We start from the raw sequence: 18,570 nt of genomic DNA, 5'->3' as shown, positions 1-18,570 counted from the left end.
CTAAAGCCCTCGGAACGGCGGGACAGAGTATGCCCCGCCCCTCGGGACGACGGGATAGAACAGGAGCACCCATGGCAGGCAAGCCGCAAACACTAGCTACGACCTCGGCATTCGAGATCTTGGGCCCCGTCATGGTCGGCCCCAGCTCATCGCACACCGCCGGCGCCCTCCGCTGCGCCCAAGTTGCCGCCAGCCTGCTGGAAGGCCGCATCACCAAAGTCACCTTTGGCCTGTGGAACTCCTTCGCCCACACCTACCGCGGCCACGGCACCGACCGCGCGCTCGTCGCGGGCATCCTGGGCCTCGACACCGATGACGAGAACATCAAGCAGGCCTTCGACCTCGCACGCGAGCAGGGCCTCGAATATCACTTTGACATCAAGGGCGACGACGCCTCCATCCACCCCAATACCGTCGACATCGACATGGTCGACGACACGGGCGCCACGGCACAGGTCCGCGGTGAGAGCCTGGGCGGCGGCAAGATGCGCATCAGCCGCATTAACGGCGTCGGCGTCGACATCTCGGGTATGTACTCCACACTCTTTGTGGCGCACTACGACGTCCCCGGCGTGCTCGCCGCACTCACGAACCTGCTCGCCTACGCCCACGTGAACATCGCATTCTGCCGCACCTACCGCACCGAAGTGGGCGGCCAGGCCTACTCCGTCTTTGAGACCGACGGCGCGCCCGACGACACCGTTATCCCCATGCTACGCAAACTCGACAATGTCGATTACGCGACCTTTATCGAGCTCCCCGGTTCTGCCTCGTCGCTCTCCCCCGGTGTCTCGGCAAAGGAGATCTTCGACGACGGCGAGCAGCTGCTCGATGCGTGCGCCGAGCTCGGCCTGAATATCGGCGCCGTTATGGCCGTGCGCGAGGCGCGTCTGACCGGCGAGACCCACGCCGTCGCCGCCATGCGCCGCGTGCTCGACGTCATGCGCGAGGAGACCACGACCCCCATCGTCAATCCGCAGCGATCGCTCGGTGGGCTCATCGGCGGCGAGGCTAAACTCGTCGATACCACCGGCCGCAACGATTTGAGCACGAGCCTGATGGGCACCGTTCAAACCGACGCCGTGGCCCGCGCGATGGCCGTGCTCGAGCGCTCCGCCACGATGGGCGTGATCGTCGCCGCCCCCACGGCAGGCTCCGCGGGTGTCGTGCCCGGCTGCGTGCTGGCGCTCGCCGATCACCTTCAGCTCGACGACGAGCAGGTAATGGACGCGCTCTACTGCGCAGCCGCCATCGGCCTCAACCTCACCACAAGCGCCTGCGTTGCCGGCGCCGAGGGCGGCTGCCAGGCCGAGGTGGGAAGCGCCGCCGCCATGGCAGCCGCCGCGCTGGTGCAGATGCTCGGCGGCACGCCCGAGCAGGCGCTCGACGCCAGCTCCATCGCGCTGAGTAACCTGCTGGGCCTCGTTTGTGACCCCGTCGGTGGCCTCGTGGAGGTGCCCTGCCAAAACCGCAACGCCATCGGCGTTGCAGCGGCCTTTAGTTCGGCACAACTCGCCCTCGCCGGCATTAAGAGCCTGGTTCCGTTTGACCAGATGGCACATGTCATGCTCTCGGTGGGCCACGCGTTGCCGGCCACGCTGCGCGAGACGGCAAAGGGCGGCATCGCGCAGGCTCCAGCCGCACTTTCAGCCTGTGCAAAATGCGGTATGTGCGGATAACGGCTAAGAACGACTCAAAGGTGGGACAAATGTCCCACCTCTTTTGAATGCCACCGTTTCCGTACCACAAACAGCAGGGCAATCGCTATAATGCAAGCCCAGTAAAAACACGATGAGCCATAAGGCGAAATTCGAAGGATATGCATACGATGTCGCAAAACGATCGAACTCAACTGATTCCCGATCCGCAGCAACCGAGCAGGCACACCGGCGGCGTTCAGTCACCGCGTCCTATCGCGCCGAGCCACGGTCAGCAGCGTGGGGCGGCAAACGCTTCCCAACGCCCGAACCAGCAGCGACAGCAGCGTCAACAACGTCAGCAGCGCCAGGCAAACGGCAATGCGCCCAAGCAGCCCCCCACGCACGCCCGAGGCGATCGCGGCCCCGCGCGCAAGTCCGCCGAGAACAGTAAGTCGGGCAAAAAGACGACGCTCTTTGTCGTCTTGGGTCTTATCGTCATTGTCTATATCGTAGGAATCGTAGCGTTTTCGCAGCTAGCCTACCCCAACACCACCATCGCCGGCGTCGACGTCTCGTTCTCCAACGCTTCGTCTGCCGCTACCAAGGTCAATTCGGCATGGAAGCACTATAAGCTCACCGTGACAGGCGATGACTTTAGCTGGACCTATCAGCCCGAGTCCGATGAGCCCATCGTCGATGGCGAATCTGCCGCAAAAGAGATTATCAGCCACAACGAAGCCTTTGTATGGCCGGTCCGCCTTGTGGAATCCTTAAGCGGCAAGGCCAAAACAACCGCTACCTCCAACGAAGTCGATCTTGATCAAGACGTCGACCTGTCCATGCTCTCCGATACCTTTGACCAAAAGAAGTTTGAGAAGGATCTGGGCGCCGCCATCGACGAGTTTAACGAGGGGCGTTCGGGCACGTTCGAGGCCAATAGCTCCTATGACGAGCAGGCCGGCAAGTTTACCGTCGAGAAGGCGCGCTCCAACGAAAAACTCAACCGCGAGCATGTCATTAAGTATGCGGAGCTCGAGCTTGCCTCGCTGGCCGAGACCGTAGATCTTTCCAAGCTCGGCAACGATGCCTATGAGCCGCTCAACGGAACGCTGACAGATGATCAGATTCAGGCCGCATGCGATGCCGCCAACAACTTCCTAGGCGTCAACGTGACCCTTAAGCTCAACGGCGAGGATGCCGGCAAGGTTGACGGCGCTTCCGTGTTGCAGTGGATCAGCTTTGCCGATCCGGCCAACCCCACGCTCGATACGTCGCAGATCAGCAGCTGGGCAGCCGGGCTCGCCAACGGCTTTAATACCGTGGGATCCACTCGCTGGTGGACGCGCGCCGATGGCAAGCAGTGCGCCGTCGAAGGCGGTGACTTTGGTTGGTCCATCGACAGCAGCTCGCTCGCCAAGCAGGTCGAGGACGCCATTAACAACAAGCAGACCGGCGAAATCGAGATCAAGTACTCCCAGAAGGCCGACACCTTTACCGCAAAGGGAGAGCCCGACTGGAAGGCATACATCGACGTCGACCTGTCCGAGCAGCACGCGCGCTACTATGACGAGAACGGTAATATCGTTTGGGAGGCCAACTTTATTTCCGGCAAACCGGGCGAAGACGCCACCCCCGAGGGCGTGTGGCAAATCAACGGTAACGACGGCGGCAGCACCCTGATCGGAGCCAAGGACCCCGAGACCGGTAAGCCCAAATACGAGAGCCCGGTGAGCTACTGGATGCCATTTGAGGGCAACATGATCGGCTTCCACGATGCCACCTGGCAAAACGACAAGAGCTTCGATAACGCCGAGTCGTACAAGTGGTGCGGCAGCCACGGCTGCATCAACCTGCGCCTGGCCGACGCCAAGGCACTGCACGATTGCATCAAAGTCGGCCTGTGCGTGGTTGTCCACTCGTAGTGCAACGCGCGCATTCCTACAACGTGGAACCGCTGCGACCAATCTAACAGTTCCGAAAGAAACCGTCCTATGCGCCCGCCCCAACCGGTGGGCGCATATAATTATCGAGGTTCTTTCTATAAAGGAGACGCTATGCCGAATGTCCCCACGATCACCCCGGGCCCAGATAATACCGAGCGCACGCCCGAAGGTGCCACCGAAACGTTTCCTCTGATTACAAACGTACATGCCGACAAGCAGAGCGGACGCGCGAACGATGCGGCCGAGATTTCCGATGAAGAGGCCTACGCCAAGCTCAAGGCGAAGCGCGCCGAGCGTCGGCGCAAAAAGCTGATTCGCCGCGGTATTGCCGTCGGCGTCGTGGGTGCCATCGCGCTCATTGCCATTGTCGCTACCCTGGTTCTCAATGCGCAGCCACAGGGAGCTAGCGGGCCTGTGACCGACATGGTGACCGAGGGCACGTTTACCACAACGGTCGAGGCGAAAGGCCAGCTCAAACCCATTTCGTCCTCAGTGGTCTCCCCTTCTGTCGAAGGCACGGTCGATTCGATCAACGTGCAGGCAGGCCAATCCGTCAACGAGGGCGACGTGCTTATGACCATTAAAAACGACGAGCTCGATCGCAACGTTGCCGAGGCGCAGCGTGCAGTTGCCGCCGCTCAGGAAGACCTCGCCAACGCGCAGAAAGCCGCAGCTGCCGCGCAGGCCACCCCAACGACGGACGTCGAGGGAGCTTCCGCAGCGGCTGGCGTCTCCGCCGCATCAGCGGACACGAACGCCGTATCGGCCGCGCAGCGCAGCCTCGCATCGGCCCAGGCAAACCTCGACCAGGCGAACGCCAAGGCCTCCAGTCGCACGGTCACGGCCCCGAGCTCGGGTAGCATCGTGGAGCTCAATGCCAAAGTGGGCGCCACGGTAACAGGCGGCATGATCATGGGCGAAAGCGATACGAGCGGCGGCAAGCAGTGCATGCAGATCGCCGACCTGTCCAAGATGAAGGTGACCGTGCAGGTGGGCGAAAAGGACATCGCCAAGATCGCCGTTGGGCAGAGCGCCAACGTCACGTATCCCGCGTTTCCCGATATCGTGAGCCAGGGCACCGTCACGGCTATCGCGTCGGTGGCAAACTCCGACGCCGCCAACGGTGGCGGCGGCAGCGTAACCTTTAACGTCGACATCCTCATCGAGGCGCCCGACGCGCGCCTGAAGCCGGGCATGACGGCCGAGGTCTCGGTGGTGACCGAGCAGCTCGACGACGTGGTGATGGTGCCGACGATGGCGCTCATGACCGAAGACGGCGAACACTATTACGTCAACGTGGCGACTCATGACGAGGGCAAGCAAACCCGTCGCGTGAAGGTGACCGTCGTGACGCAAAACGACAACGAAGCCGTAGTCGGCAAGACGCAGGTCAAGCGCGACGACCAGGGCAACGAGACCAACCCCAACGTGCCGGTTACCAAGTTGCGCGATGGCGACACCCTCGTCATGGACACCGGAGCGGACGCAACGGCTGACGGCGGCTACGGCGCGGATTCGGGCAGCATGTCTGCCGACGAGGGCATGTAATGCGTCCCGTTATCGACACCCGCAACGTGCACCGCATCTTTGAGAGCGAAGCGGGGTGCGCCCACATCCTCCACAACGTGAGCCTGGCGGTAAATCCCGGCGAATTCGTCGCCATCACTGGCCCCTCGGGCTCGGGAAAATCAACGCTCATGAACATCCTAGGCTGCCTGGATAAGCCGACGGCAGGCGACTATTACCTGCAAGGGCTCAACGTGGCCGAGCTCGATGATGACGAGCTCACCGAAGTCCGCGCCCTGAGCATTGGCTTTGTCTTTCAGAGCTTCAACCTGCTGCCGCGCCTGTCGGTTATCGAAAACGTCATGCTGCCGCTGGCCTACACCAATGTGCCCCGTAGCCAGCGCGAGATGCGCGCCGTGCACGCGCTGCAGGCCGTCACACTACCGGTCGACCACTGGGACCACCGCATATCCGAGCTCTCGGGCGGCCAGATGCAGCGTGTCGCCATCGCACGCGCCCTCGTCAATGACCCGCCCATCATTCTGGCCGATGAGCCAACGGGAAACCTAGACTCCGCCACTGGAGCGCTTGTGATGGAGACCTTCCATAGACTTCAGGAGCGCGGCAAAACCATCGTGCTTATCACACACGACCCCGGCATCGCCGCCGAGGCCGACCGTGCCGTGACCATCCGCGACGGTCGCATTCACGACGGCGCGTATATTCCACATGCACCGCGGACCCTGCGCAGCGCCGTAGATAGCCTGCCAATGATTTCCGCCTCCGCCAACCCGCCGAAAGGAGAGATGGCATGAGCGCCCGCGATCTCATCCAGGAAGCACTTCACTCGCTCGAAGCCAACAAGGGGCGCAGCCTACTCACCATCCTGGGCATTGTCATCGGCATCGCCTCGGTTATCGCCATGACTTCGCTCATCGGCGGCATCCAAAACAGCTTGGTCAACAGCCTGGGCCTCAATGCGGCACGCATGGTGCAAATCTATTCGTCGCAAGAACTCACCGAGTCGGACATCGAGAAGCTTCAAAAACTGGTGCCGCAGATAGAGCAGATCGGCATTGTCGACAGCGCGTATACCGAGTACAAGACCGGCGATAAAAGCTATACCGTCATGGCACAAGGTGTCGATAGCGACATGCTCGACGCCGTGGGGGCCAGCAAGCTCGTTGCGGGGCGCACCTATTCCCAGGCCGAGTCCCAATCAGGCTCGCGCGTGGCGCTCATCAGCCGCAACGGCGCCGATCAGCTTTACGGCAACGAACAGGATGCGCTGGGGAAAACCATCAAGGTTTCCAACGGCGAGGTGCAGATTGTAGGCGTGATTGATGGCGGCAGCGACTCCATGGGCTCGCTCACGCTGTATATGCCACGCGAAACCATCTCCGGGCTGTTTAGCGACGAGAATCCTTCATTCCCCAGCGTGACGGCACTTGCCGCCGAGGGCACGGACATGGATGAGCTTTGTAAGACCATCGAGTCCAAGGTGCGCGCGATGAAGGGCATCGAGGAGGAGGATGAGTACGACAGTGTATCGGCGACATCCATGAAAAGCGCCATCGATGCACTCAACTCCTTTATGGGCGCATTCTCGCTCATCATGGGCGCTGTCGCCAGCATCTCGCTGCTTGTCGGCGGTATCGGCATTATGAATATGATGCTCACCAACGTGACTGAGCGCATCCGCGAGATCGGTATTCGCCGTGCTCTGGGCGCCAGTCGTCGCGATATCACCGCGCAGTTTTTGGCCGAGTCTTCGGCATTGTGCATCACCGGCGGTCTGCTGGGTGTCCTGATTGGCTATCTGCTGGCCTGGGGCCTCGCGATGTTTGCCTCCGGATCCGGGATTCTTGGCGAGCTCGGTGCCAGCGGGCAAATCACACCGAGCTTTTCAATCGCCACGGTGCTGCTGGCCTTCGCCGTCTCCGTCGGCATCGGCGTAATCTTTGGCTTCTACCCCGCTCGACGCGCGGCAAAGCTCGACCCGGTGGAGTGCCTACGCTACCAGTAAGCCACCACCAACAAGTTGCGGTGAATTAGGGACTGAATATGCTGTCTAGCAGCAAAAACAGATACTATTTCACCGCAACTTGTTGAAGGGCTGCTTGCGCCAGTTCCGGGCGTCGTCCTCGAGCTATTGGCGGATGACGGGCTTGTACGGGTCGAGCTTGCTCGGGGCGCTCCTCTTCGCGAGCGGGAGGGCGCGCAGATGCGGCGAGCGCCTAGCGCGCGAACTCCCGTAAGAGCGCGTCTTCCACTTCCCGAAGCGAAAGGACCCCGCCTCCCTCGGCGGGACGGGTGACCACAATGCAGCGCGCTCCCACGTCGCGCGCGGCGGCGAGCTTCTCGGCCGTGCCGCCTACGGTTCCCGAGTCCTTGGTCACAAGCCACTGGGCGCCCACCTGCCGAAGCATCGCCTCGTTGAGCTCGCGGGTGAAGGGCCCCTGCATGCCGATGACGTGCGACGGCGAAAACCCCGCGTCGATGCACTTCGTTATAGCACCGGGCAGCGGGAGCACACGCACGAAGAAGCGCTCCGCGAAATCGGCGACGCGCGTGTAGGGAGCAAGCTCCTTGCTCCCCGTCGTGAGAAGCGCGCGACCCGGGTTCTCGGAGAGAAAGCGCGCCGCGCAGGCGATCGACGCGACCGACACGACGCCTTTGGGAAGCGCCTCGACCGGGCGCGCAAGGCGCAGGAATCGTGTACCCACGGCGAGCGAAGCGGCCCGGATGTTGCCGCTTGCGAGCGTAGCGAAGGGATGCGTGGCATCGACGACGATGCGCGCGCCGGAAAGATCGCGCTCCATGTCGGCCTCGTCGAGCCTGCCCGCATGTACCTCGATGCCCGGAAGCTCGCCCAGAAGCTCGCCTCCGTACTCGGTTGCCGCGTAGGCACGGGCGGGGATGCCCACCCCGCTCGCCCATTCGCACAGAAGGCGGCCCTCGGTGGTGCCGGCGAAGATGCGCAGCGCCGGCGCGGATGCGGGCGCCGTCACTTCGGGCCGCCTGGGCGCGTGATCTGGTAGAGAAGCGCGTTCGTAATGGCGGCCGCCACGGTCGAGCCGCCCTTGCGACCCCTCGCGACGATGGCCGGCACGTGTCGCGCGAGTAGCTCCTCTTTCGCCTCGACCACGTTCACAAACCCGACCGGCACCCCAATGACAAGCGCGGGCGCGATCTTCCCCGCGTCCATGAGCTCGGCGAGGCGCAGAAGTGCTGTGGGAGCGTTGCCGACGGCCACGATGAGCGGACCCTCGATGCCGCAAGCTTTGTCCAAGCTCGCAACGGCGCGAGTCGTGCCCGCGGCGCGCGCAGCCGCGGCGACATCAGGGTCGGCCATGTAGCATACGGCCTTGCAGCCGAGCTTCGCGAGTGCGGGCTTGCTTATGCCTGCGAGCGCCATGTTCGTGTCGGTGAGCACCGTGGCCCCTGCGCGCAGTGCGTCGAGCGCACAGTGCGCGGCGTCATGGGTGAACACGAGGGAATCGGCGTACGAGAAGTCGGCAGTGGTGTGGATGACGCGCTTCACGACGGGCTCTTCGAGCGGCGGGAACGTGTGGCCGCCGAGCTCTTCGGTGATGATCTCAAAGCTGCGCCGCTCGATGGCGCCGGGCGCCATCTCCTTGGAATCCATCTAGTACTCCACTCCTTCCCTTGCACATATCCCCTGCTCGTAGGGGTGTTTCTCGCACCGCATCTCGGTTATGTAGTCGGCCTTCTCCACGAACTTGCGGGAAGGCGCGCGCCCGGTAAGCGCTACTTCGACGCCGCGCGCGGACATATCGAGCGCGCGGTCCACGAGCGCCTCGTCGACAAGCCCCTTCGAAAGCGCGTCGAGCGCCTCGTCGAGCACGAGCAGCCCCTCCTGCGCGCCCTCGAGCTCGGCGAGCGCGGAAGCGAGGTTCCCATCGTGCAGCTCGCGCGTCGCGGCAAGTTCTTCCGACGTCATGGACCAGGTAAACTTGTCCGACGCCTTCCCCGCGAACACGGGCACGCCGAAATGCTCGGCGAGCAGGCGCACCTCCCCGCTTTCGCCGTCTTTCAGGAACTGCACGACGACGACGCGGCGGCCTGCGGCGAGCATGCGAAGGGCGAGGCCCATCGCCGCCGTGGTCTTGCCTTTGCCGTCGCCATGATACACGTGGATCATACGCCCTCCTCGATAATGCGGTAGACATACTCCATGTCGAGCGCCCCGCGCACGGAGTCGGCCAGGCGGTCGAACTCGCGCGCACGGTGATCGGCCGCGGACACCGCACCCTCAGCACCCACGACGCTCTCGGGCAGGCCGCGCATGCGCGCGAGCGAGCGCGCGAGGGCGAGTGCCACCCCCGGTTCGTCGAACAGGCCGTGGAGATAGGTTCCGAACACGTTTCCGCAGGCCGCGCCTTCTGGTTTGCCGGCAATCGTGCCCGCAGGGGCGCAGGAAACGGTCGTTTCGCCGTCGTGAATCTCGTACCCGCGCGCCGTCATGCCGTTCCACACCGAGAACGCGCCTTGGGCGCCTGTGATACGCAGCTCTGACTGGGCGAGGCGCTTTTCCTCCTTGAACACCGTATTTGCAGAGATGAGCCCGAGCCCGCACGCGGTGCCAGCGCCTTCCCTGCCATGCGGATCGGAAAGCTCGTCTCCCAAAAGCTGGTAGCCTCCGCATATGCCGAGCACCGGCGTGCCCGCGCCCGAAAGCGCGCGTACGCAGGCTCCGATGCCGCTAGCCGCAAGCCAGCGCGCGTCGTCGACCGTGGACTTCGAGCCGGGAAGCACCACCAGGTCGGGTCGGCCCAGATCGGTCGTCGAGGAAACGTAGCGCACGCCCATGCCGGGCACGCGCGAAAGCGGGTCGAAGTCGGTGAAGTTCGACAGATGCGGAAGGCGCACGACGGCGACGTCGATGACGCCGCGCGCCTCGCGGGCAGATAGGCGCGGCGCGAGCGAGTCCTCGTCGTCCAGGTCGAGCGTAAGAAACGGCACGACCCCCACGACGGGAACCCCGCACATCTTCTCGAGCGGGGCCAAACCCGGGCGGAGGATTTCCACATCGCCGCGGAACTTGTTCACAACAAGCCCCCGCAAAAGCGCGCGATCCTCGGGCGCAAAGAGCGCGACCGTGCCGTAGAGCTGGGCAAATACCCCGCCTGGGTCGATGTCGCCCGCGAGCAGCACGGGGGAGGACACGGCGCGCGCGAGCCCCATGTTGACGATGTCGTTTTCGGCAAGGTTGATTTCGGCGGGGCTGCCGGCGCCCTCGATGACAATGACGTCGTTTTCCTCCGCGAGCGAATCGAACGACTCCAAAATCTGCGGCATGAGCGCCTTCTTTCGCGCGAAGTAGTCCCTCGCAGCGAAGGCTCCCTGCGCCTTGCCGGCAACGATGAGCTGGCTCCGGTGGTCGCTTTCGGGCTTGAGCAGGATGGGGTTCATGCGCACGTCGGGCACGATGCCACACGCCTCGGCCTGCATGATCTGGGCGCGCCCCATCTCGAGCCCGTCGGCCGTGACACCGCTGTTGAGCGCCATGTTCTGGCTCTTGAAGGGAGCCACGCGCAGGCCGTCCTGCGAAAGCACACGGCACAGCCCCGCCGCAAGCAGGCTCTTCCCCGCGTTCGACATGGTGCCCTGGATCATGATGGGCTTCGCCCTACCCACGGGTATCGACCTCCTTCGTCGAGCCTCGGCCATACGCGCCCGCCATAGCGCCGCTGCAAGAAGCGCAGCCCCGTTTGTCGGGTTCGCCTTCGCCCGATGCGCCTTCCGCCCGAAGCGCGCGGCCGAACGCCATCGCAAGCTGGGCATTCTCCTTGCGCGTGCGCACCGCGACGCGGCACCAGAAACGGGACAGTACCGAAAACGAGTCGCACGTGCGGACCAAAACCCCCTGTTTATACAGGCGCTCGGGGATGTCTTTCGCCGGTGTCCGGACTAAAAGGAAGTTCGCATCCGACGGCACGACGGAAAGCCCGAGCGAGGAGAGCTCGTGGGAAAGCCACGCTCGCTCGCCCGCCAATACATCGCGCGTGCGCGAGACGTATTCGACGTCTTCCAGGGCGGCGATACCCGCGGCCTCGGCGACCGAGGAGACGGGCCACGCCTGCCCCGCCCGGCGAATCCCCTCGAGGAGTTGGGCGTTTCCGCTGATCAGATATCCTAACCGCAACCCCGCCATTCCGTAGAGCTTGGTGAATGCGGAGAGCACGGCCACATGGCGCGAACACGCGGCGCGTGCGGCCACGCTCCTTTCGCGGGCGTCGGGCGCAAATCCGAGGAAGCACTCGTCCACGACGAGCAACGCGCCCACCTGCTCGCAGCGGCAAGCCGCGGCATCGATCACGCGGGGGTCGACGAGGCGCCCCGTCGGGTTGTTCGGATTGCAGATATACGCCACGTCTCCCGGCCCCTCGATCGCGCGGGCGAAGGAGGCGGGCACGTCGAAGTCGTCCGCTTCGGAGAGCGAAAACTCCTGCACGCATGCGCCGTAGTACGATGCCGCCTCCGCATATTCAGAGAACGTCGGCGCGCACACGACGATGCGTTTCGGGCGCACCGCCGCGGCGAGCCGCCAAATGATGTCGGACGCGCCCGCGCCGCAGACGATAGTATCTTCGGGAATGCCCTGGGCGCGCGCTAGGGCGCGAACGAGGGCGAGACTTTCCCTATCGGGGTAGGCGTCGATTCGAGAAAGCGCCTTGCAAGCTGCGGCGACGGCGCGCGGCGAGGGACCTGCCGGATTCACGTTCACCGAGAAGTCAATGAGGTCGGAGGCGTCCCCTTCGCAAGCGATGCCGAGAGATTGCGTGCTACCCCCATGCGCACGGGCGCGCAGGATTCCCCCGGCAGCCCGGGGCGCGGCATGGTCTTCCCTCATGCCATCGCCCCCACGGCGACCACGACCGCCGCACGCGCGGCACCGAAGACGACGAGCGCGCATACGGACGCGGCGAGCATGAGCCTTGTCGCCCGGGCGATGTCGCCCCACTCGATTTCGCGGGACGCGTCGCCTATCGTCGGTTTCTCAACGAGCTTGCCGAAATACACCGCGGGTCCCGCCAGGCGCAGCCCGAGCGCGCCCGCGCACGCTGACTCGGTCTGCGCCGAGTTGGGGCTCGCATGGCGACGCCTGTCGCGGCACCAGATGCGCGCCGCCCCGCGCGCGTCGAGCCCAACAATCGGGCACACGGCGATCATGAGCAGAGCCGATAAGCGCGAGGGAATCCAGTTCACCGCATCGTCGAGGCGCGCCGAGGCGCAGCCGAAGTCGATGTAGCGCTCGTTTTTGTAGCCCACCATGCTGTCGAGCGTGTTCACCGCCTTGTACGCCATGCCCAAGGGTGCACCTCCGATCAAAAGGTAGAAAAGCGGCGCAATGACGCCGTCGCTCGCGTTCTCCGCCACCGTTTCCACAGCGGCGCGCGCGACGCCCTGCTCGTCGAGAACAGACGTGTCGCGTCCCACGATGAGCCCGACGGCTTCGCGCGCCGCGACAAGGCCGCCCTTCGAGAACGCGCTGGCCACGGCCAGGCTCTGGCGGCGCAGCTCGCATGCCGCGAGAATCTGATAGCTCGCCCATGCCTCGGCCACGAAGCGCAAGCCGGGGTGAACCATGCCGCAAAGATGCAGGATTCCCCAGGTCAAAAGCCCACACGCAAGCGGAAGCGCCACGGCGAGCACAAGCCCTGCGGCGCGCGTGCCCGCGGACGTTTGCGGGAATGCGCGCCGCAGGCGGCCTTCGGCCCACGTGATCGCGCGCCCCATGGCGACGACGGGATGGGGAAGCCAGCGCGGGTCGCCGAAGGCAAGGTCGGCCGCGAACCCGGCGGAGACGGCAAAAATCGTCATCACCGGGCATCGCCCCCCGAAGCGGGACGAACGTCGCGAAGGCAGCGCCCATCCCAGGTGGCGACCCATGCGCCGCCCGGCTCGGTATGCACGTCGAAGTATCCCATTTTCGGGACAGCTAGCTCGGAGAGCAGCGCTTTCACGGTACCCGCGTGAACGACGAAGACGGCGCACCCGCTCCCCTGGGCACACTTCGATTCGCACGCCTCCCGAAACGCCGCGACGACGCGGCGGGTGAAATCGCTCTTGCCCTCGCCATGCGGGCAGCGCGTCTCGCACCAGGAGTCTACCCAGGCGCGGTAGCGCGCATCCTCTTTAAGCTCGGCGGCGCTTCGCCCCTCGAAGTCGCCGAAATCCATCTCGCGCAGACCGGGGCACGCCATAAGCTCCGCGTTCGGGAAGAGGATGCGCGCCGTCTGGTCGGTGCGGGCCATGCCGCTCGTGATAACACGGAACACGTCACGATCGCACGCGAGGTCGCGCAAAGCGCGCTCGCCCGCGCTCGACAGGGGCTCGTCGGTGCCCGCCCCGCTGTAGCGATGGTCTTCCGTGCCCGCCGTGGCACCATGGCGCACGAAGACGACTTCCAAAGGCGCGCCCGCGCCCTGCGTCCCTCGAGGCGCATCGGCAAGGTTTCCTTTGATGACCTGGGGAATCCCGCACGTCATGCGCACGACGACGTCGGCGCGCGCAGCGAGCGCGCATCCCAGGCGCCCCGCGCGCTCGCGCCATTGGGCGTCTTCCGCACGCATGGGGACGACCCCCGAGCCGACCAAGGGCAGCATCACTGCGTCGAAGCCAATCAGCCGCTCGAGCGCCCGGTCAGCGTCGAGCGCGCGTACGAGTTCCTCAGCACGGTACGCGACACAGCCGGCAAAAGCCGCGGGCACGCCGCCCTCCGCAAGCTGAGCCGCGTCGACGAAATTGTCCGCCGCGAACCCGAGCTTTTCGCGCACGAAGGTCCTCTTCCCCGAATGCGCGCCACCTACCACGAGCATCATAGGAGCATGCCCCCCGTCACCAGCATGGCAAGCATCGCGAGCTCGGCCCATTGCAGAAACCATCCGGCCAAATCCCCCGTCACCCCGCCGAAGCGGGACAGGGCAACATGGCGGTACCACGCGAGCGCCAAAAGCCCCGCCACCGCCATAAGGGCGCCGACGGCCTGAGCGCACGCGACCATCCCTGCAGCCGAAGCCGCAGCGAAAGCGCAAAGCGGCACAACGATCGCCGCGCGCTTCTTCGAAGGCGAGAGCCCCGCGGCCATGCCGTCCGCCCGCGCGGCAGGCCAGCATTCAACGGCGAGCCCCGAAAGCGCGCGGGAGAACACGAGCGAGCACAGAAGCGCGAGGAACGTCCCCGCCGTAAGCGACAGCGCGGTGAACAGGGAAAACTGCAGAATAAGGTACACGACAACACCGATGACCCCGAAGGCGCCCGCCCGCGGGTCGTGCATGATCTCGAGCTTTCGTTCGCGCGGGGCCCAACTTGCAAGCGCATCGGAGGTGTCGCAGAGCCCGTCTAGGTGGATGCCTCCCGTCACCGCCACAGGCAGCGCCACGAGCACGGCCGCGACGATGGTCGCGGGCACGCCGAGCAGGTTCGCCACGTGCCCCCACGCCGTCATGAGTAAGCCTTCCGCAAGGCCCACCAGGGGAAACGCGGCAAGCGCATGGGTTGATCCGAAATCGGTCCAAGCCGATTTCGGGACGGGGATGCGCGAGAACGTTCCGAACGCCGCGCCAATTGCCTCTGCTATCTTCACCTTGTAGGTCCTTCGCCTTTCATCCACACGGGAATCCCGCATACCACTTCGACCGCGCGGTCGGCCAGCGCCGCCACGCCCGCGTTCACGCGCGCGAGCGCGCGCCTCCATGCCTCGGTCCCCTCATCGTAGCGCATCCCATCGGCGAACACGTCGACGGAGACCACCACCGTATACGCAGCGGCCTGAGCGAGCCGTTCAATGCCTCCGATCACCTCGCGCGCCGCGGCGTCGGGGTCACGTGGGGACAAGCCGCCTTCCGCGAAGAGCTCGTTCGCAACCAGGTTGCCCACGTCCTCCAAAAGAAGCGTGCAGCCGCGCGGAAGCCCGGACACTGCTGCGCCCACGTCACGCGTGCGTTCAAGGGTGGAAAACCCCTTGCCCTCGCGCAGCTCCCGATGGCGCGCGATGCGGCGGGCGCCCTCATCCCCGAAGGGCTCCATCGTTGCCAGGTACACGCGAGGGCCGTCGTGCCCGAGGCACAGGGACTCGGCGTAGGCGCTCTTGCCGCTCGCGGCGGCGCCGATAACGAGCGTCACCGTCATTTCCCAGCCTCGAAATGCTCGTAAGCAGCCATGCCAGTCGCCGTGAACGTCTTCCCATCCCGGTACACGCGCAGCGCCGAATCCAGAAGGGGCAGATACGCCATGGCGCCCGCGCCCTCGCCCAAGTGCATGCCTGCGTCGAGGGGTGCCTTTATACCGAGCTCGCGAAGGAGCTCCTGGCTTGCGGGTTCGCTTGATGCGTGGGTGCCCACGAGGTAGCCCAAGGCGTTGGGGCACAGGCGCGCCGCGCACAGGGCCGCCGTGCAGGATATGACCCCGTCGAGGAGCGTCGGCGCCTTCGAGGCCGCGGCCCCCAGGTAGAAGCCGCACATCGCCGCGATGTCGAAGCCGCCCACCTTCGAGAGCACGTCGATCGGGTCGGCGGGATCAGGCGAGTTCGCGTCGATAGCGCGCTCGACCACGTCGCGCTTGCGCGCGAGCGAGGCGTCCGAGAGCCCCGCGCCGCGCCCGACGAAGCTCCGCGCGTCCGCCTGGATGAGCACTGCGGCCACCGCCGCCGAGGTGGTCGTGTTGCCGATGCCCATCTCGCCCGCGGCGAGAAGGCGCACGCCGGCGCGGGCGAGCCCGCACGCGACGGCGATTCCGACCTCGATCGCGCGCACGGCCCCATCGCGAGACATAGCGGAGCCGAGCGCGATGTTGCCGCTCCCTCGCTGCACGTTCGCGCGCACCATGCGCGCGTCTTCTATGCCCCGGGCCATACCCACGTCGACGGGCACGACCTCGGCACCCGCGAACGCCGCCATGCGACAGGCGCTCGTGGCCCCCTCGCACATGTTGCGCGCGACGGCTCGCGTCACGTCTTGCCCGCTTTGCGACACGCCTTCGGCAACGACCCCGTTGTCGGAGAAGAACACCGCGAGCGCACGGGGAAACTCGGCCACCTCGGCGCTCCCCTGAGCTGCAGCGATACACGCGACGGCGTCTTCAAAGTCGCCCAATCCCCCCAAGGGGTGCGCGATGGAGTCCCACGCGGCGTACGCGGCGGCGCGAGCGCACTCGTCCGCGGGCGCAATCCGGGAGAGCGCGGCTTCGAGCACGGCGCCCGGCGCCGACGAGAAAGCGCGCTCGACTTCCTCGCGAATGCAGGCAAGCGCGGTTTCAGTTGCTTCAGCCATGCCGTCTCCTCTCTGCGAACGACGCTGCGGCAGACGCGAACGCGCGCGCAACGTCGGGGTTCGCAGGATAGTACACATGCGGGAAGCCCGCAACCAGGGACGGGGTGGTCGTCATGCACGGCCAGCCTTTGTCGCGCCGGGGCTTTTGCGCCCAGAAGTCGCCGCCCGGGCAGGTGGACTGCCAGTAGTGGAACTCGTGCGCGCGGATGCGTGTGCCGCGCGGCCCGTAGAGCCCGTCGCGTTGGGAAGTGAGATTCACGTACCCGAAATGGGACAGCCTTCCCCCGTTCTCGCTTGCGCCCTCAAGGGCGCCCGCAACAGGCCAGCGCCGCCCCTCGCTATCGGCGATTTCGCGCTGCAGGTACAGAAACCCACCGCATTCGGCGACCGTCGGCATACCGGATTCCACCGCACGCCGCGCCGCCTCGCGCATCGGCGCGTTCTCGGAGAGCTGCCGCGCATGGAGCTCCGGGTAGCCGCCTCCCAGATAGAGGGCGCTTGTCCCCCGGGGCAACTCGCTATCACACAGGGGGCTGAAAAAGGCCAGCTCGCAACCCAGGTCCTCGAGCGCGCGCAGGTTCTCCTCGTAGTAGAACGAGAACGCCTCGTCACGCGCGACGGCGATGATGGGCCGCGCTCCCGCGATCGGCTTCAACCGGTAAGGTTCCTCGCGGATATCGGGGGCCGTCGCCGCTATTTCGAGCAAGCGGTCGACGTCGACGCTCTTTTCCACCAGCTCGGCCATCTTGTCGATGCGCGCGGAGAGCTGCTCGACCTCGTCGGCGGTCACAAGGCCCAAATGCCGGCTTTCGAGCGAGAACGCCTCGTCGGCGGGGATATTCCCCAAAACCGCGACGCCCGTGTGCTTCTCGATCGCAGGCGCCGCGTAGGCGCAGGCAGCGGCGCTCGTCTTGTTCAGCACGACGCCGCGCACGTTCGCACAAGGCAGGAACTCGGCGATGCCGCGGATTACGGCGGCGAGCGATAAAGACGCCCCACGCCCATTCACCACTAAAACGACCGGCGTTTCCGTGTCGCGCGCAACCTGGTAGCTGCTCGCGTCGGCCACGCCGGGCGCCATGCCGTCGTAGAAGCCCATGACCCCCTCGAGCACCGCGACATCCGCACCCGCGGCGCCGCGTGCGAGCAGGGCACGCAGCGTCGGGGCGTCGGTGAAGAAGCCGTCTAAGTTGCCCGAGCGCGCACCAACGACGCGGCGATGAAAGAGCGGGTCAATGTAGTCGGGGCCGCATTTGAAGGCCGAGCATGCGAGGCCGCGGCGCGCGAGCGCGCGCAGGAGCGCGCACGTAACGACCGTCTTGCCGCTCCCGCTCGAGGGCGCAGCGACCATGAAGCGCGGAATGGACGTGCTCACCGGGCGCCGCCTTCCCCACCTGCGGCGTTGCAGTTAGCAAGCGAGACCACCTCAACGGATGGGTTCCCCTCGGCAGAGGGGTCCTCCCCGACAGGCGACTCAGCAAGCGCCTCGACTTCGGCAAGCTCCTCGGCATCCGCGCCCGCACCACGCGCGCTGACGAGGAACACGGGGTTTTGCGCCTTCATAAGATGGTGCGAGCCTACAGCCTCGGCGCGGGCGGCCGACACCTGGCACGCCTCGAACCCCTTAAAGCGCGAACCCGAGAGGAGCGCGCACGCCTCGGTGAGCGTCTCAACGGTGACGCATGGCACGCACAGGCGAACCTGCGAGTTCTTCTCGAGCGCCGCCTCCACGATGGAGGGAAGCTCGCCCGCGCTCCCGCCGACGAACACGGCGTCGGGGACGGGCAGTTTCGCGAGCGCTTCGGGGGCGACACCGGGGATCGCATGCACGTTGCCGCACCCGAATGCATCCGCGTTCTCTCGGATGAGCCGCACGCCGGCCGCGTTGCGCTCGACCGCCCATACCGACCCCGTTCGCGCGACGAGCGCCGCCTCAATCGACACGCTCCCCGTGCCGGCGCCGACGTCCCACACGGTGTCGGTCGCGGTAAGGCGCAGCTTCGCGAGCGCGACGGCGCGCACCTCCTGCTTGGTCATGGGAACGTCGCCGCGGATGAAAAGCTCGTCGGGAATGCCCGAGGAAGCGTACGGCCAGCGGGAGCTCGCGGCGCGGGATGCGCCCGCAAAGTCCGCCGCGGAAGAAACCGCCGCGGGCGCGGACGCGCCGGCCGGCGCCTCGGAGGC

Annotated in this window: 17 protein-coding genes; 5 read left to right on the top strand and 12 right to left on the bottom strand. The window is 65.7% G+C overall.

The window, feature by feature from the left end; genetic code table 11:
* Positions 1-71 precede the first annotated feature (71 nt).
* The 5 genes from sdaAA (at position 72) to ABG996_RS05665 (ending at position 7,115) form a co-directional block, all read left to right on the top strand.
* Entirely contained in the window at positions 72-1,679 is a 1,608-nt protein-coding gene (gene sdaAA / locus ABG996_RS05685; RefSeq protein ID WP_347479132.1) for an L-serine ammonia-lyase, iron-sulfur-dependent, subunit alpha, read from the top strand.
* 149 nt (positions 1,680-1,828) lie between these two features.
* Positions 1,829-3,562, top strand: coding sequence for a L,D-transpeptidase (locus tag ABG996_RS05680; RefSeq protein ID WP_347479130.1), 1,734 nt, complete (start codon positions 1,829-1,831; stop codon positions 3,560-3,562).
* Between the two features lie 132 nt (positions 3,563-3,694).
* On the top strand, positions 3,695-5,131 hold the full coding sequence (locus ABG996_RS05675; RefSeq protein WP_347479128.1) for an efflux RND transporter periplasmic adaptor subunit: 1,437 nt from the start codon (positions 3,695-3,697) through the stop codon (positions 5,129-5,131).
* Positions 5,131-5,904, top strand: a complete 774-nt coding sequence (locus ABG996_RS05670) for an ABC transporter ATP-binding protein (RefSeq protein ID WP_347479126.1) — start codon at positions 5,131-5,133, stop codon at positions 5,902-5,904. Before ABG996_RS05675 ends, ABG996_RS05670 begins: the two co-directional genes overlap by 1 nt.
* Positions 5,901-7,115 (top strand): ABC transporter permease, encoded by a 1,215-nt coding sequence (locus tag ABG996_RS05665; RefSeq protein WP_347483852.1) that lies wholly within the window; start codon positions 5,901-5,903, stop codon positions 7,113-7,115. Before ABG996_RS05670 ends, ABG996_RS05665 begins: the two co-directional genes overlap by 4 nt.
* A gap of 211 nt (positions 7,116-7,326) precedes the next feature.
* On the opposite strand, the gene cobK is transcribed toward ABG996_RS05665, so the two are convergent.
* The 12 genes from cobK to cbiT form a co-directional block, all read right to left on the bottom strand.
* Complete coding sequence (cobK, locus tag ABG996_RS05660) at positions 7,327-8,100, bottom strand: precorrin-6A reductase (protein ID WP_347479120.1); 774 nt, start codon at positions 8,098-8,100, stop codon at positions 7,327-7,329.
* Positions 8,097-8,738, bottom strand: a complete 642-nt coding sequence (locus ABG996_RS05655; RefSeq protein ID WP_347479118.1) for a precorrin-8X methylmutase — start codon at positions 8,736-8,738, stop codon at positions 8,097-8,099. Before ABG996_RS05655 ends, cobK begins: the two co-directional genes overlap by 4 nt.
* A complete protein-coding gene (locus ABG996_RS05650; protein WP_347479116.1) occupies positions 8,739-9,254 on the bottom strand; it encodes a cob(I)yrinic acid a,c-diamide adenosyltransferase in 516 nt (171 codons plus the stop codon).
* Positions 9,251-10,750, bottom strand: a complete 1,500-nt coding sequence (locus ABG996_RS05645) for a cobyric acid synthase (protein ID WP_347479115.1) — start codon at positions 10,748-10,750, stop codon at positions 9,251-9,253. The genes ABG996_RS05650 and ABG996_RS05645 overlap by 4 nt, the downstream gene beginning before the upstream one ends.
* Positions 10,743-11,966 carry a pyridoxal phosphate-dependent aminotransferase gene (locus tag ABG996_RS05640; protein WP_347479113.1) on the bottom strand — a complete coding sequence of 408 codons (1,224 nt, stop codon included), beginning with the start codon at positions 11,964-11,966 and terminating at the stop codon, positions 10,743-10,745. The genes ABG996_RS05645 and ABG996_RS05640 overlap by 8 nt, the downstream gene beginning before the upstream one ends.
* Positions 11,963-12,937 (bottom strand): adenosylcobinamide-phosphate synthase CbiB, encoded by a 975-nt coding sequence (gene cbiB, locus ABG996_RS05635; RefSeq protein ID WP_347479112.1) that lies wholly within the window; start codon positions 12,935-12,937, stop codon positions 11,963-11,965. Before cbiB ends, ABG996_RS05640 begins: the two co-directional genes overlap by 4 nt.
* Positions 12,937-13,893: a histidine phosphatase family protein gene (locus ABG996_RS05630; RefSeq protein ID WP_347479111.1), complete on the bottom strand. Its 957-nt coding sequence runs from the start codon at positions 13,891-13,893 to the stop codon at positions 12,937-12,939. The genes cbiB and ABG996_RS05630 overlap by 1 nt, the downstream gene beginning before the upstream one ends.
* A gap of 41 nt (positions 13,894-13,934) precedes the next feature.
* On the bottom strand, positions 13,935-14,702 hold the full coding sequence (gene cobS, locus ABG996_RS05625; protein WP_347479109.1) for an adenosylcobinamide-GDP ribazoletransferase: 768 nt from the start codon (positions 14,700-14,702) through the stop codon (positions 13,935-13,937).
* Positions 14,699-15,247, bottom strand: a complete 549-nt coding sequence (locus ABG996_RS05620) for a bifunctional adenosylcobinamide kinase/adenosylcobinamide-phosphate guanylyltransferase (protein ID WP_347479107.1) — start codon at positions 15,245-15,247, stop codon at positions 14,699-14,701. The genes cobS and ABG996_RS05620 overlap by 4 nt, the downstream gene beginning before the upstream one ends.
* A complete protein-coding gene (locus ABG996_RS05615; RefSeq protein WP_347479105.1) occupies positions 15,244-16,464 on the bottom strand; it encodes a nicotinate-nucleotide--dimethylbenzimidazole phosphoribosyltransferase in 1,221 nt (406 codons plus the stop codon). Before ABG996_RS05615 ends, ABG996_RS05620 begins: the two co-directional genes overlap by 4 nt.
* Positions 16,379-17,761 (bottom strand): cobyrinic acid a,c-diamide synthase CobB, encoded by a 1,383-nt coding sequence (locus ABG996_RS05610; protein ID WP_347479103.1) that lies wholly within the window; start codon positions 17,759-17,761, stop codon positions 16,379-16,381. Before ABG996_RS05610 ends, ABG996_RS05615 begins: the two co-directional genes overlap by 86 nt.
* Positions 17,758-18,570: precorrin-6Y C5,15-methyltransferase (decarboxylating) subunit CbiT (gene cbiT, locus ABG996_RS05605; RefSeq protein ID WP_347500972.1), on the bottom strand; the 813-nt coding region annotated here is incomplete at its 5' end. The genes ABG996_RS05610 and cbiT, both read right to left, overlap by 4 nt.

It is taken from the genome of Collinsella aerofaciens, assembly GCF_039836695.1.
Lineage (GTDB): Bacteria > Actinomycetota > Coriobacteriia > Coriobacteriales > Coriobacteriaceae > Collinsella > Collinsella aerofaciens_BD.
The sequence above is the reverse complement of the archived record's forward strand: the minus strand, read 5'-3'. Positions and strand labels throughout refer to the sequence as shown.